Origin of the sequence: Rhodococcus sp. NPDC080181, assembly GCF_040702225.1 — a bacterium.
Lineage (GTDB): Bacteria > Actinomycetota > Actinomycetes > Mycobacteriales > Mycobacteriaceae > Rhodococcoides > Rhodococcoides fascians.
This window is the reverse complement of record NZ_JBFBKN010000007.1, coordinates 65,283-78,508: the sequence shown is the minus strand read 5'-3', so window position 1 is coordinate 78,508 and position 13,226 is coordinate 65,283. Positions and strand designations below refer to the sequence as shown.

Sequence of the window (13,226 nt, the reverse complement as noted above, 5' to 3'; positions counted from 1 at the left end):
CTACCGTCGGTCGAGGTAGAGCTCCGCCGTCTCCGTTGCCACGGCCGCGACCGCCGAGGCGAGGCCGGGCTCGAGATCCAGAGCCGTCGCGAGTGGCTCGCCACGAAGATTCGACGATCGAAGCAACTCCCAGGCCCGCTCGACCAGTCGCACCGAGGTCGGGTGGTCCAATTCCGGTCGGTTGGACCGCAGCGCAGTGGCCGCCCAGTCCGCGTCGAACGTCCCGTTGGGAGGTCCGAACACGCGTTCACCGGACGAGTAGCTCGTGGGCTCCATGCTCGACGACGCTAGCAGGATTTGAGGCAGGTGGGACCGTGACCGAACTGCGGCCGATAGACACTATCGAACCGATCGGTTTCATCTGTACGGTGAGTCGATGAGCGAGGGGTATCGCAGGCCTGTGGCGGCCGGGTCGGTCGTAGCACCACTGCTCGCTGCTGTGCTGCTCGTCGGTTGCTCCGCCGGTGAGGCACCTCGCCCGACGCCCGATGCGTCGTCGTCACCGAACTTCGAGACCGCCACCGGCTCGCTCGTGGTCGGTGACCCGTTCACCGCGCCGACCGCCCCGACCGAAACGCTGCCCCCGGTCGTGCCGGGACTGTCGCTGGAGGGAATTCGTCAACCCTCCGGCTCACCCGTGGCGGTGACGGACGTGGTGTTGGGAGCCTCCTCCGTCGAGTATCGACTGCGCGGCAACGGGCCGGTGTCCTACACAGTGCGCTACGTCGACGAGGCCGTCCGATACGGAACCAGTGAGCCGGTCGCGCTTCCCGGGCGAGCCGTACTCCAGGTCGACATCGCCGGTACCTCGACCGAGCCGGATGTCACCGTCGTTCCGTACGCCGGGCCGGATCGGATTCGAAACGAGCCGGACTCCGCCGTGGTGGCAGTCGACTTCCTGGCCGATGCCGATGGAATCTCACAGTCGTTCGTCGCCGTGGCGTCAGACCGTCCTGACTTCGCGGTGCACAGCACCGAGGAACCGGCCGCCGTGATCGTCACCATCTCCTGAGCTGCCGCCAACCGACGTCGACGACGCGAAAGTACCTCTGCGACGTGCGTTCGGGCCCGGTCCACCGGGGGCCGCGCTACCATCGCGGTGTGTCCGACGCCACAGCGAGAGCAAGTTCGGCAGGTCAGGTGCATGTGCTCGTGTACAGCAGTAACGCGGCCACGCGCGCTCAGGTGATGTCTGCGGTGGGCACCCGGCCCGATCCGGCGCTCGGCGTCGTCGACTTCGTCGAGGTTGCCACCGCGGCCGTGGTCATCGAGCACCTGGACGCGGGTGGAATCGATGTGGCGATCCTCGACGGTGAGTCCTCGCCCGTCGGCGGACTGGGTTTGGCCAAGCAACTCAAGGACGAGATCGACGACTGCCCGCCGGTGCTGGTGCTCATCGGACGCCCCGACGACCGGTGGTTGGCCGACTGGTCGCGCGCCGAGGCCGCAGTTCCCCATCCAGTGGATCCGATCCGACTCGGGCGCGCGGTGGTCGATCTGCTGAGGCAGCACTCGAGTCGCGTCGGTGCCAGGGTCTCTCGATCGCGGTAGATCAGACCGTTTTCTCCGATGCGGGCACCGTCAGCACGAACCGGTGTATCGAGCCGGCGACAACAGCTCCGAGCATGGGGAACACCACGAACACCCACAGTTGTGACAGGGCAGGGCCGCCGGCGACGAGGGCGGGGCCGAGGGACCGAGCAGGGTTGACCGAGGTCGAGTCGATTCCGATGCCCAGCAGGTGAACCACGGTCAGGGTCAGGCCGATCGGGATACCGGCCGCCACGACGGGGTGAACGGTGGGGGCCGTGGTGGCGAGTACGACGAGGACGAGCAGGCCGGTCGCGATCGTCTCGAACACCGCGACCGACGCCACGCCATACGCTCCGGGCGAGGAGCTGCCGAATCCGTTGGTGCCCAGACCGTCCGACGACATGTCGTATCCGGGACGGCCTGACGCGACGAACAGTACGATCAGCGCGCCGATCACTGCACCGACGGCCTGGGCAGCGATGTAGAACGCAGCCTTGACCGGGGTGATGGCGCGAGCTATCAGGGCGCCAATTGTCACGGCCGGGTTGATGTGGCATCCCGAGATCGGGCCGATCGCGTAGACGAGGGCAAGCAGTGTGAGCCCGAACGCCAGGGCGATGCCCGGGGTTCCGACGGTGTCGCCCGCGATGACGGCGGTGCCGACGCCGAATATCACGAGCAGGGCAGTTCCCAGTCCCTCGGCGGCGAGCGCCGAGATGGAAATCGACTTCATCGTCTCTCCTTAGTGGTGGCGGCAGCCCGGGTCGGGTGGCCGGAAATGTTCGGTGATTGGTCGTCCCTCGCGGTGTGGACCGCATGTGAGGCAAGAGTGATGTGGATCACATCAATGTTTGGGTCCGAGGGTGGGTGGCCCATGCGTGTCAACGGTTTACGAAACTGGGCTGCTCGAAATCCCGCGAGATCTGCACCGAAGCCATACTGTGTGGTTCAGGTCACATTGGTACGGCCGTCGCATTTACTTTCGCGGCGGCGCGGTCGTCGATCGAGGGAGCGGATGCCCGAATGAACGCCTACGTTCCGATTCTCGTCCTGGGTGCCGTCGCAGTCGCGTTCGCAGTCTTCTCGGTGATGGTCGGCACGATGGTGGGACCCGCCCGATACAACCGAGCGAAGTTCGACGCGTACGAATGTGGGATCGAACCCACGATGCATGCGCCTACGGGACAACGATTTCCGGTGAAGTTCTATCTCACCGCGATGCTGTTCATCATCTTCGACATCGAGATCGTCTTCCTGTATCCCTGGGCCGTCCACCTCGACGTTCTCGGTGCGTTCGGGCTCGTCGCGATGGCGTTGTTCGTCGTGAACGTGTCGGTGGCCTACGTGTACGAGTGGCGGCGAGGCGGGCTCGGTTGGGACTGACCACACGATCTCGGATACGACGACGGCACGATGCACTGTTCTCATTCTGCGGAAGCGAAAGAGCGTGATCGATGGGACTCGAAGAGAAGCTACCCAGCGGATTCCTGCTGACCACCGTCGAGGGGTTGGCCGGGTACGCACGTAAGGGCTCGCTGTGGCCCGCCACCTTCGGGCTCGCATGTTGTGCCATCGAAATGATGGCCACCACGTCCGGCCGTTTCGATCTCGCGCGATTCGGAATGGAAGCGTTTCGCGCGTCCCCCCGGCAGGCGGATCTGATGATCGTGGCCGGCCGCGTCAGCCAGAAGATGGCTCCGGTGTTGAGGCAGGTCTACGACCAGATGGCAGAACCGAAATGGGTTCTCGCCATGGGTGTCTGTGCATCCTCGGGCGGAATGTTCAACAACTACGCGGTGGTCCAGGGAGTGGACCACATCGTGCCCGTCGACATCTATCTGCCCGGGTGCCCGCCTCGGCCCGAGATGCTGCTCAACGCAATCCTGGAGTTGCACAAAAAGATTCAGCAGATGCCGTTGGGTGTGAACCGGGAACAGGTGCGAGCGGCCGCCGAGGCGGCTGCACTCTCGTCCACCCCGACGATCGATCTGAAGGGTTTGCTCCGATGACGGCGCAGCCGCCGGGTGGGATGTCTCAGCCGCCAGGAAAAATGTCTCAGCGGCCACGCGGGATGTTCGGGGTTCGCGGTAGTGGCGACACGTCGGGCTACGGCCGATTGGTGCCGCCGGCGGCAGCGGAGGACACCGCGACGCGGCCCTACGGCGGCTACTTCGATGCCCTCGTCGATCGGTTGGCCACCGTCCTTCTTGCTGTGAACCCCGTCGCTACGTTCGACGCCGCCGTCGAACGGGTGGTGATTCATCGCGGCGAATTGACGCTGCATCTGGTGCGGGAGTACGTGCCTGCCGTCGCCCAGGCGCTACGGGACGACGAAGAATTGCGATTCGAATTGTGTACCGGCGCATCGGGTGTGCACTATCCGGACCTGATCGGCCGGGAGTTGCACGTTGTGTACCATCTGGTCTCCATCACGCACGGCCGTCGGCTCCGACTCGAAGTTGCCGTCCCCGACGACGATCCACACAGTCCGTCGCTGTGCGGGGTGTATCCCACCAACGACTGGCACGAGCGCGAGGTCTACGACTTCTTCGGCATCGTCTTCGACGGTCATCCTGCATTGACGCGGATTGAGATGCCCGACGACTGGGTCGGTCATCCACAACGCAAGGACTATCCGCTGGGCGGAATTCCCATCGAGTACAAGGGCGCTCGCGTCGCGCCTCCCAACGAGCGCAGGTCGTACAACTGATGAGTGCAACGGACGAAACCATCTACGCGGTCTCCGGACAGGACTGGGACGACGTCGTCGAGTTGGCCCGCGGATCGAGTACCGAGCGGATCGTGGTCAACATGGGCCCGCAGCACCCGTCAACACACGGCGTGCTGCGGTTGATTCTCGAAATCGAGGGCGAGACCGTCACCGAGGCTCGTTGCGGGATCGGGTATCTGCACACGGGAATCGAGAAGAATCTCGAGTACCGAAACTGGACCCAGGGCGTCACGTTCGTCACCCGCATGGACTACCTGTCGCCGTTCTTCAACGAAACCGCATACTGCCTCGGCGTGGAGAAGCTACTGGGTATAACCGACGACATTCCCGAGCGCGCCACGGTGATCCGGGTGATGCTGATGGAGCTGAATCGCATCTCGTCGCATCTCGTCGCATTGGCCACGGGCGGAATGGAATTGGGAGCGGTCACCGCGATGCTGTTCGGGTTCCGTGAGCGCGAGCTGATACTCGACGTCTTCGAGGCCATCACCGGCCTGCGCATGAACCACGCCTACATCCGGCCGGGCGGACTGTCGCAGGACCTACCCGAGGACGCGGTCGGCAGGGTACGTGAGCTCCTTCGCGTGCTGCCGGGACGCCTGCGCGACCTCGAACTCATGCTCAACGACAACCCGATCTGGAAAGCCAGAACCGAGAACGTAGGTTATCTGGATCTCACCGGATGTATGGCGCTGGGCGTCACCGGTCCGGTGCTGCGTTCGACCGGACTGCCCTACGACCTGCGACGGTCCGATCCGTACTGCGGGTACGAGAACTACGAGTTCGACGTGGTGACCGACACCGGATGCGACTGCTACGGGCGATATCTGATTCGCGTCGAAGAAATGAAGGAATCGCTCAAGATAGTCGAACAGGCCCTCGACCGCCTGCGTCCCGGCCCGGTCGTCATCGACGACAAGAAGATCGCGTGGCCGGCCGAGCTGGTCTCGGGACCCGATGGCCTGGGCAACTCTCAGGAGCATGTGCGGACCATCATGGACACCTCGATGGAATCGCTGATTCACCACTTCAAACTGGTGACCGAGGGAATGCGGGTCCCGGCCGGCCAGGTGTTGTCCTCGGTGGAGTCGCCGCGCGGGGAGCTCGGGGTACACATCGTCAGCGACGGTGGAACCAGGCCGTACCGAGTGCATTTCAGAGATCCGTCCTTCACCAACCTGCAAGCGGTGGCGGCAATGTGCGAGGGCGGAATGATCTCCGACGTCATCGCCGCGGTCGCCAGTATCGACCCGGTGATGGGTGGGGTGGATCGATGACCGCGCAGCCCCAGTCGGAACCGGTTCTGATCCAACTCGGAGCCCGGCCGGACGAACCGGTGCAACTGGCCACGCCGGGTGCACGAACGTCGTATCCCGCCGAGGTGCTCGCCCGGCTGCACGCCGACGCCGATATCGTCGTCGCGCGCTATCCGCAGGCCAGATCGGCCCTGCTGCCGCTGCTCCATCTCGTGCAAGCCGAGGACGGCTGCCTCACGCCCGCTGGAATCGAATTCTGCTCGGAGGTACTCGAACTCACCGGGGCGGAGGTGACTGCAGTCGCGACCTTCTACTCGATGTATCGACGCGAACCCACCGGGACGTACCGCGTCGGCGTGTGCACCAACACGCTGTGTGCTGTCATGGGCGGCGACGCCATCATGGACGCGCTGCGTGATCACCTGGATGTCGAGCACGGAGGTACCACCGCCGACGGCACGATCACCCTCGAACACATCGAGTGCAATGCCGCATGCGATTACGCCCCGGTGATGATGGTCAATTGGGAGTTCTTCGACAACAGCACCCCGTCGTCTGCGCGGGATCTGGTCGATGCACTTCGATCCGGCACCCAGGTCACACCGACGCGTGGAGCACCGCTGTGCACGTTCCGCGAAACCGAGCGGATTCTCGCCGGATTTTCCGACGATCGGCCCGAGGCACTCGAAGCGACCGGTAGTGCAGGCGATGCCACCCTGGCCGGACTGCGATACGCGCGCGAACACGCGATGTCGGCACCCGAGGCCGGGGCACGACCGAACGACGATCACCCGGACGTCGGCGCCGCGGCCGCACCGGAGACGGTGCGAGACAAGCCCGCACCGGCACCCTCGGCGACTGTGCCACCACAACCGAACACCACCGAGACCGATCCACCGACGAACGGAGCGTGACATGGCCCTGACGCCGGTGTTGAGCGAGTTCTGGGACGAGAAGAATTCCTGGACGCTCGACGTCTACCGCAGCCACGACGGATACCGCGGGCTCGAGAAGGCCCTCGCGATGGACCCCGACGACCTCATCGCCTTCGTCAAGGAATCCGGATTACGCGGTCGCGGCGGCGCAGGATTTCCGACCGGAACGAAGTGGAGCTTCATCCCGCAGAACGACGGTAAAGAGCATTATCTGGTGGTCAATGCCGACGAGTCCGAGCCGGGTACCTGCAAGGACATGCCCCTGCTGATGGCGAGCCCGCACACGCTGGTCGAAGGAATAGTGATCGCCGCGTACGCAATTCGCGCATCCCATGCATTCGTGTACGTCCGCGGCGAGGTAGTGCCGGTGCTACGCAGGCTGCAGGCTGCGGTCGCCGAGGCCTACGCGGCGGGCTATCTGGGAAAGGGTGTTCTCGGAACGAAATTCGACTTGGAGTTGGTGATCCACGCCGGAGCCGGCGCGTACATCTGCGGCGAGGAAACAGCCCTCCTCGACTCGTTGGAAGGTCGGCGCGGACAACCTCGGCTGCGGCCACCGTTCCCCGCAGTGGCGGGCCTCTACGCACGCCCGACTGTGGTGAACAACGTCGAATCGATCGCCAGCGTTCCAGTGATCCTGCGCAAGGGAATCGAGTGGTTCCGATCGATGGGTAGCGAGAAGTCACCCGGCTTCACGCTGTACTCCATCTCGGGCCACGTCTGCCGTCCAGGCCAGTACGAGGCACCGTTGGGGATCACGCTGCGGGAGTTGCTCGGCTACGCGGGCGGGATCAGACCGGGACACGAACTGAAGTTCTGGACGCCGGGAGGATCCTCGACGCCGATGTTCACCGGCGAGCATCTCGATGTCCCACTCGACTACGAGGGCGTCGGTGCCGCCGGATCGATGCTGGGCACCAAGGCCTTGCAAATATTCGACGAGACGACCTGCGTGGTGCGAGCGGTGCTGCGCTGGACCGAGTTCTACGCACACGAATCCTGCGGCAAATGCACACCGTGCCGGGAAGGCACGTACTGGCTGGTACAAATCCTGCGCCGCCTCGACGGTGGAACCGGCACCGAGGCCGACCTCACAACCTTGCTCGACATCGCCGACGGCATCGCCGGAAAGTCCTTCTGCGCGTTGGGGGACGGTGCCGCCAGCCCGATCGTGTCTTCGCTGAAGTACTTCCGTGACGAATACATCCGTCACGTCACCGAGCAGGGATGCCCATTCGATCCACACCGATCGACCCTGATGGCAGAGGAGCTGACGTCATGACTGCAGCAGCACATGGTCGCTCCGCAGGCTCCACTCCTGCATCCCCGGGTCGTTCCGCAGGCTCCACTCCTGCCAATCCCGATCAGTCGGTCACCCGAGTAGAGATGGTGACACTGACCATCGACGACCACGAGATCAGTGTTCCCAAGGGCACGTTGGTGATCCGCGCGGCCGAGTTGATGGGCGTACAGATTCCGCGATTCTGCGATCATCCGCTGCTCGATCCGGTGGGTGCCTGCCGCCAATGTCTGGTCGATGTCGAGGGGCAACGCAAGCCGTTGGCGTCCTGTACGACGACCGTGGCCGAGGGCATGGTGGTGCGCACTCAGGTGACGTCGGAGGTCGCGGGCAAAGCGCAACGTGGCGTCATGGAATTGCTGCTGATCAATCATCCTCTCGATTGCCCGGTGTGCGACAAGGGCGGTGAGTGTCCACTGCAGAATCAGGCGATGGCCGCGGGTCGCACCGAGTCCAGGTTCACCGAGACCAAACGTACGTATCCCAAACCGATTCCGTTGTCGGCCGAGGTTCTGCTCGATCGCGAACGCTGTGTCCTGTGCGCTCGATGTACTCGCTTCGCGGCGCAGGTTGCCGGTGATCCATCCATCGAGCTGCTCGAACGCGGTGCCGTGCAACAGGTCGGCATCTTCGGCACCGAGCCGTTCGACTCCTACTTCTCGGGGAACACCGTCCAGATCTGCCCCGTGGGTGCACTGACGAACACCGAGTATCGGTTCCGGGCGCGCCCGTACGATCTGACGTCCTCGCCGAGCGTGTGCGAACACTGCGCAGGAGGCTGTGCGCAACGCACGGATCATCGTCGTGGCAAGGTCCTCCGCCGGTTGGCTGGTGACGATCCCCAGGTCAACGAAGAGTGGAACTGCGACAAGGGCCGGTGGGCATTCAAGTACGCCAGCGAGCCGGACCGCATCGGCGCACCGATGGTCAGAGACGAATCGGGGGCTCTGGTCGAGACGTCCTGGTCGGCTGCATTGGCGGCGGCGGCAACGGGACTGGCTGCGTCGATCGGGAACGCTGCGGTACTCGTGGGCGGAAGATCGACTGTCGAAGACTCCTACGCATACGCCAAGTTCGCGCGAACAGTGCTGCACACCAACGACATCGACTTCCGCAACCGTGCTCACAGCGCCGAGGAAGCGGAGTTCCTGGCCGGTCGTATAGCGGCGACGGGGCTGGGCGTGACCTACTCGGATCTCGAAAACGCTCCTGTGGTGTTGATGGTGGGGTTCGAGCCGGAAGAAGAGTCACCGCTGATGTTCCTCAGGTTGCGCAAGGCGCGCCGGACGCGCGGCGTGGTCGTGGCGTCGATCGCACCCTGGGCCAGCCGCGGTCTGCGCAAGCTCGACGGGGTGCTCCTGCAGTCGATTCCCGGCGAGGAACCACAGTGGCTCGACGCACTGCACGTCGGTGACCGGGGTACCGAATCGATCGCCCAGCTCCTCCGGAGCCCGGGAGCGATCGTGCTCGTGGGCGAGCGGCTCGGTTCCGTTCCCGGTGCATTGTCCGCAGCGTCGAAGTTGGCCGACGACACCGGAGCGAACCTGGCATGGATTCCGCGACGGGCAGGAGAGCGCGGTGCCCTCGACGCAGGCACGTTGCCGAACCTGCTGCCGGGCGGGCGGCCCGTCGCCGACGCCGCCGCCCGCGCCGAGGTGGCAGCCGTGTGGGGAGTGACAGAACTGCCTACGGACGCGGGCCGAGATACCGCGGCGATACTGGCGGATACCGGGCCTGACCGCGCCCTGATCACCGCAGGGATCGACCCGGACGATCTGCCCGATCCGCAGGGTGCGCTCGACGCGGTGGACCGATCGGCATTCGTGGTCAGCCTGGAACTACGCCACAGCGCCGTCACCGAGCGGGCCGACGTGGTGTTTCCGGTGGCACCGGTGGTCGACAAGCCCGGAACCTTCGTCGACTGGGAGGGCAGGCCTCGCACGTTCGACACGGCACTCGGTGCCGGCGCAGTATTACCCGACCAACGCGTTCTCGACGCCATTGCCGCGCAGATGGGAGTCGAACTGTCGCTACCCGACGCGGCGGCGGCGCGCGGCGAGCTGGCACGGCTGGGAGCCTGGAGCGGATCACGGATTCCGGTGGCCCGAGTGGCACCACGGCGAGATATGCCGACGCTCTCCATCGGCCAGGCAATTCTGGCCACCTGGCGAATGCTCATCGATTCGGGACGAATGCAGGACGGCGAGGACAATCTCGCGCAGACCGGCCGGGCACCTGTGATCAGGCTGTCCGAGACGACGGCGTCGAGCATCGAAGCGTCGCCCGGCGACCTGGTCAGGGTCGAGACGGGCCGGGGCTCGATCACGTTGCCACTGAAAGTCACCGATCTACCCGACAACGTGGTGTGGGTGCCGATGAACTCACCGGGGTCTTCGGTGTACGGCTCACTCGGCGCGGAGTCGGGTGCGGTGGTGAGGATTCGCAGGGATCAGCCCGCGGAGCGACCTGAGGGTGCAGGAGTGGAGCCTGCGGAACGACCCATGGGTGCGGGAGTGGAGCCTGCGGAACGACCCGGGGGTGGTGCATCGTGATTGCCGCAGCGCCGACCGATCTGTCGATGTTCGGCACCGATCCGTGGTGGCTGGTGGTCGGCAAGGCCCTGGCGGTCTTCGTTTTTCTGGTGCTCACACCGCTCGTGGCCATCTATGCCGAACGCAAGATCATGGCGTGGATGCAGATGCGCGTCGGGCCCAATCGGGTGGGTCCGTGGGGACTGTTGCAGTCTCTGATGGACGGGATCAAGCTCGCTCTGAAAGAGGGAATCACTCCGACCGGCGTCGACAAGCCGATTTACATTCTGGCTCCGATCATTTCGGTGGTCCCTGCCTTCATGGCCTTCGCGGTGATTCCGTTCGGTCCCGAGGTGTCGGTGTTCGGCACTACGACTCCGCTTCAGATGACCGACCTGCCGGTGGGGGTTCTGTACATCCTCGCGGTCACCTCGGTGGGTGTGTACGGGATCGTCCTGGCCGGTTGGGCGTCGAGTTCGACGTATCCGTTGCTGGGTGCACTGCGTTCGACGGCTCAGGTCATTTCCTACGAGGTTGCGATGGGGCTTTCGTTCGCTGCGGTGTTCCTGTACGCGGGCACCATGTCGACGTCCGGAATCGTTGGTGCGCAACAGAACACCTGGTACGTGTTCCTGTTGTTGCCGTCGTTTCTGGTGTACGTGACGGCGATGGTGGGTGAAACCAATCGCGCGCCGTTCGACTTGCCCGAGGCCGAGGGGGAGTTGGTGGGCGGGTTCCACACCGAATATTCCTCCTTGCGTTTCGCGATGTTCATGCTTGCCGAGTACATCAACATGGTCACGGTGTCGGCGCTCGCGACCACGTTGTTCCTGGGTGGCTGGCGGGCTCCGATTCCGTTGAGTCTGTGGAGCGGTGCCAATTCCGGGTGGTGGCCGGTGCTGTGGTTCGTCGCCAAGGTGTGGGTGTTCCTGTTCGTCTTCATCTGGTTGCGGTCGACGTTGCCGCGATTGCGTTACGACCAGTTCATGAACTTCGGCTGGAAGATCCTCATTCCCGTCGCTCTGATCTGGGTGATGGTGATCGCGACGGTGCGGGTTCTGGGGGCCGGGCGATACGACGTACCTCTGGTCACATTCGTGGTGTCGACGATCTTTGCAGTCGCCGTCCTGGGTTCGCTGCTGCTCTTACTGCGCCGCCGCGCGCGCACACGAAACCTGCCGCCTGCTGCACCCGTCGCACCGTTCGACGCTGCGGCGGGCGGGTTTCCCGTACCTCCCATTCCGAAGCAGGGCACGAACATCGCGAGCCGGCACGCCGGCGCACGGTCCACCGTGGCCGCGTCCCAGAAGGAGAACGCCGATGCCTGAATTCCTCGGTCCTATAGCAGGTTTCGGTGTCACCTTCGCCACCATGTTCAAAAAGCCCGAAACCGAGCTGTATCCGGAGGAGAAGAAGCCGACCGAGATGCGCTATCACGGCCGCCATCAGCTCAACAGGTACGCCGACGGGCTCGAGAAGTGCATCGGTTGCGAACTCTGTGCGTGGGCCTGCCCGGCCGACGCGATCTATGTCGAAGGTGCCGACAACACCGAGACCGAACGGTTTTCGCCGGGCGAGCGATACGGCGGGGTCTACCAGATCAACTATCTCCGGTGCATCGGCTGCGGACTGTGTGTCGAGGCCTGTCCCACACGGGCTCTGACGATGACCAACGAATACGAACTGGCCGGTGACAACAGAGCCGACCTGATCTACGAGAAGGATTCGCTGCTGGCACCGCTGGAGCCGGACATGGTGCCGCCGCCGCACGCGATGGCACCGGGGCGTTCGGCAGAGGACTACTACCGCGGTGCCGTCACCGGTGCCGAGAGCGAGGCCGACACCGATCGAGGGCCGGTTCGATGACTGCCACCGTTCAGCTCGCGCTCGAGGCAACCTCCACCGGCGAGGCCGTGCAGTTCTGGACCCTCGGTGTCGTTGCGGTCATCGGTGCACTGGGTGTGGTGATGAGCACGAAGGCCGTCTACTCGGCACTGTTCCTCGCGGCCACCATGGTGGTTCTCGCTACCTTCTACTTGGCCCAAGGGGCCCTGTTTCTCGGTGTCGTGCAGATCGTCGTCTACACCGGCGCGGTCATGATGCTGTTTCTGTTCGTCCTGATGCTCGTCGGGGTCGACACCTCGGAGTCGTTGACCGAGACACTGCGCGGGCACCGTATCGCGGCCGTCGTCATCGGAATCGGCTTCGGGCTGTTGATCATCGGGGTGCTGGTGCGCGACTCGGCCCGCGCCGGGCGACTCGATTTCGCCGGACTCGACGCGGCCAACTCCACCGGAAACGTAGAAGGCCTGGCCGAGCTGATCTTCGTCGAGTACGTCTGGGCATTCGAGCTGACCGGCGCGCTGTTGATCACGGCCACCATCGGGGCGATGATTCTGGCGCACCGGGAGGCTCTGGGACCGGTGAAGGGTCAGCGTGAGATGTCGCAGGACCGGTTCCGTGACGGCTCCAGGGTGACGCCGCTGCCGAGCCCCGGTGTGTTCGCTCGTCACAACGGCGTCGATCGACGGGCTCTGCTCCCGGACGGAAGCGAGTCGGACTCGTCCGTCAACGCACTGTTCGCCGATCGAGGCATCGAGTACAAGGTGGACGGGGGTGACGCGCGATGAATCCAGAGAATTACCTCTACCTGTCGGTTCTGCTGTTCACGATCGGCGCGGCGGGAGTCATCGTCAGGCGCAACGCCATCATCGTGTTCATGTGCATCGAATTGATGCTCAACGCAGTCAATCTCGCGTTCGTCACGTTCTCTCGCATGCACGGCAATCTCGACGGCCAATTGTTCGCGTTCTTCACCATGGTGGTCGCTGCAGCCGAGGTGGTGGTGGGCCTGGCGATCATCATGGCCATCTTCCGTTCTCGTCGCTCGATCTCGATGGACGAGAACAATCTGATGAAGAACTGACGGGGGAGCAGAAA

Annotated in this window: 15 protein-coding genes; 13 read left to right on the top strand and 2 right to left on the bottom strand. The window is 64.4% G+C overall.

The features are described from left to right. Complete coding sequence (locus AB0O58_RS10710; protein ID WP_027496773.1) at positions 1-276, bottom strand: hypothetical protein; 276 nt, start codon at positions 274-276, stop codon at positions 1-3. 100 nt (positions 277-376) lie between these two features. Between AB0O58_RS10710 and AB0O58_RS10705 the strand changes: the two genes are divergently transcribed. Together AB0O58_RS10705 and AB0O58_RS10700 are read left to right on the top strand one after the other, a co-directional pair. After that, complete coding sequence (locus AB0O58_RS10705) at positions 377-1,012, top strand: hypothetical protein (protein ID WP_141215095.1); 636 nt, start codon at positions 377-379, stop codon at positions 1,010-1,012. Positions 1,013-1,101: 89 nt separating this feature from the next. Continuing rightward, on the top strand, positions 1,102-1,551 hold the full coding sequence (locus AB0O58_RS10700) for a chemotaxis protein CheY (protein WP_048318482.1): 450 nt from the start codon (positions 1,102-1,104) through the stop codon (positions 1,549-1,551). 1 nt (position 1,552) lies between these two features. Here AB0O58_RS10700 and AB0O58_RS10695 read toward each other — a convergent pair whose 3' ends face one another. Then, complete coding sequence (locus AB0O58_RS10695; RefSeq protein WP_032400591.1) at positions 1,553-2,266, bottom strand: aquaporin; 714 nt, start codon at positions 2,264-2,266, stop codon at positions 1,553-1,555. A 290-nt stretch (positions 2,267-2,556) separates the two neighbouring features. Between AB0O58_RS10695 and AB0O58_RS10690 the strand changes: the two genes are divergently transcribed. The 11 genes from AB0O58_RS10690 (at position 2,557) to nuoK (ending at position 13,212) form a co-directional block, all read left to right on the top strand. Further along, the gene (locus tag AB0O58_RS10690; protein WP_027496775.1) at positions 2,557-2,916 is read left to right on the top strand and encodes an NADH-quinone oxidoreductase subunit A; all 360 of its coding nucleotides are present in this window, start codon (positions 2,557-2,559) and stop codon (positions 2,914-2,916) included. A 71-nt stretch (positions 2,917-2,987) separates the two neighbouring features. Continuing rightward, positions 2,988-3,542 carry an NADH-quinone oxidoreductase subunit B family protein gene (locus AB0O58_RS10685; protein WP_027496776.1) on the top strand — a complete coding sequence of 185 codons (555 nt, stop codon included), beginning with the start codon at positions 2,988-2,990 and terminating at the stop codon, positions 3,540-3,542. Positions 3,543-3,562: 20 nt separating this feature from the next. Beyond that, on the top strand, positions 3,563-4,243 hold the full coding sequence (locus tag AB0O58_RS10680; RefSeq protein WP_032370971.1) for an NADH-quinone oxidoreductase subunit C: 681 nt from the start codon (positions 3,563-3,565) through the stop codon (positions 4,241-4,243). After that, complete coding sequence (nuoD, locus tag AB0O58_RS10675) at positions 4,243-5,541, top strand: NADH dehydrogenase (quinone) subunit D (RefSeq protein ID WP_032366449.1); 1,299 nt, start codon at positions 4,243-4,245, stop codon at positions 5,539-5,541. The genes AB0O58_RS10680 and nuoD overlap by 1 nt, the downstream gene beginning before the upstream one ends. After that, positions 5,538-6,434, top strand: coding sequence for an NADH-quinone oxidoreductase subunit NuoE (nuoE, locus tag AB0O58_RS10670; protein WP_032366450.1), 897 nt, complete (start codon positions 5,538-5,540; stop codon positions 6,432-6,434). Before nuoD ends, nuoE begins: the two co-directional genes overlap by 4 nt. Before the next feature lies 1 nt (position 6,435). Then, the gene (nuoF, locus tag AB0O58_RS10665; RefSeq protein ID WP_032366451.1) at positions 6,436-7,737 is read left to right on the top strand and encodes an NADH-quinone oxidoreductase subunit NuoF; all 1,302 of its coding nucleotides are present in this window, start codon (positions 6,436-6,438) and stop codon (positions 7,735-7,737) included. After that, positions 7,734-10,307: an NADH-quinone oxidoreductase subunit G gene (locus AB0O58_RS10660; protein ID WP_366238172.1), complete on the top strand. Its 2,574-nt coding sequence runs from the start codon at positions 7,734-7,736 to the stop codon at positions 10,305-10,307. Before nuoF ends, AB0O58_RS10660 begins: the two co-directional genes overlap by 4 nt. A gap of 26 nt (positions 10,308-10,333) precedes the next feature. Further along, complete coding sequence (nuoH, locus tag AB0O58_RS10655; protein ID WP_032391636.1) at positions 10,334-11,614, top strand: NADH-quinone oxidoreductase subunit NuoH; 1,281 nt, start codon at positions 10,334-10,336, stop codon at positions 11,612-11,614. Beyond that, positions 11,607-12,152 carry an NADH-quinone oxidoreductase subunit NuoI gene (gene nuoI, locus AB0O58_RS10650; protein ID WP_027496782.1) on the top strand — a complete coding sequence of 182 codons (546 nt, stop codon included), beginning with the start codon at positions 11,607-11,609 and terminating at the stop codon, positions 12,150-12,152. The genes nuoH and nuoI overlap by 8 nt, the downstream gene beginning before the upstream one ends. Then, complete coding sequence (locus tag AB0O58_RS10645) at positions 12,149-12,916, top strand: NADH-quinone oxidoreductase subunit J (protein WP_283541489.1); 768 nt, start codon at positions 12,149-12,151, stop codon at positions 12,914-12,916. Before nuoI ends, AB0O58_RS10645 begins: the two co-directional genes overlap by 4 nt. Then, positions 12,913-13,212 carry an NADH-quinone oxidoreductase subunit NuoK gene (nuoK, locus tag AB0O58_RS10640; RefSeq protein WP_032383367.1) on the top strand — a complete coding sequence of 100 codons (300 nt, stop codon included), beginning with the start codon at positions 12,913-12,915 and terminating at the stop codon, positions 13,210-13,212. Before AB0O58_RS10645 ends, nuoK begins: the two co-directional genes overlap by 4 nt. Positions 13,213-13,226: the final 14 nt, after the last annotated feature.

Bases quoted from the DNA above. Each gene is read 5' to 3' on its own strand.
- AB0O58_RS10690 (WP_027496775.1), top strand. From the start codon at position 2,557: ATGAACGCCTACGTTCCGATTCTCGTCCTGGGTGCCGTCGCAGTCGCG.
- AB0O58_RS10660 (WP_366238172.1), top strand. From the start codon at position 7,734: ATGACTGCAGCAGCACATGGTCGCTCCGCAGGCTCCACTCCTGCATCC.
- AB0O58_RS10695 (WP_032400591.1), bottom strand. From the start codon at position 2,266: ATGAAGTCGATTTCCATCTCGGCGCTCGCCGCCGAGGGACTGGGAACT.
- nuoD (WP_032366449.1), top strand. From the start codon at position 4,243: ATGAGTGCAACGGACGAAACCATCTACGCGGTCTCCGGACAGGACTGG.
- AB0O58_RS10705 (WP_141215095.1), top strand. From the start codon at position 377: ATGAGCGAGGGGTATCGCAGGCCTGTGGCGGCCGGGTCGGTCGTAGCA.
- nuoE (WP_032366450.1), top strand. From the start codon at position 5,538: ATGACCGCGCAGCCCCAGTCGGAACCGGTTCTGATCCAACTCGGAGCC.
- AB0O58_RS10685 (WP_027496776.1), top strand. From the start codon at position 2,988: ATGGGACTCGAAGAGAAGCTACCCAGCGGATTCCTGCTGACCACCGTC.
- nuoH (WP_032391636.1), top strand. From the start codon at position 10,334: ATGTTCGGCACCGATCCGTGGTGGCTGGTGGTCGGCAAGGCCCTGGCG.
- AB0O58_RS10710 (WP_027496773.1), bottom strand. From the start codon at position 276: ATGGAGCCCACGAGCTACTCGTCCGGTGAACGCGTGTTCGGACCTCCC.
- nuoI (WP_027496782.1), top strand. From the start codon at position 11,607: ATGCCTGAATTCCTCGGTCCTATAGCAGGTTTCGGTGTCACCTTCGCC.
- AB0O58_RS10680 (WP_032370971.1), top strand. From the start codon at position 3,563: ATGTCTCAGCCGCCAGGAAAAATGTCTCAGCGGCCACGCGGGATGTTC.
- AB0O58_RS10645 (WP_283541489.1), top strand. From the start codon at position 12,149: ATGACTGCCACCGTTCAGCTCGCGCTCGAGGCAACCTCCACCGGCGAG.
- nuoK (WP_032383367.1), top strand. From the start codon at position 12,913: ATGAATCCAGAGAATTACCTCTACCTGTCGGTTCTGCTGTTCACGATC.
- nuoF (WP_032366451.1), top strand. From the start codon at position 6,436: ATGGCCCTGACGCCGGTGTTGAGCGAGTTCTGGGACGAGAAGAATTCC.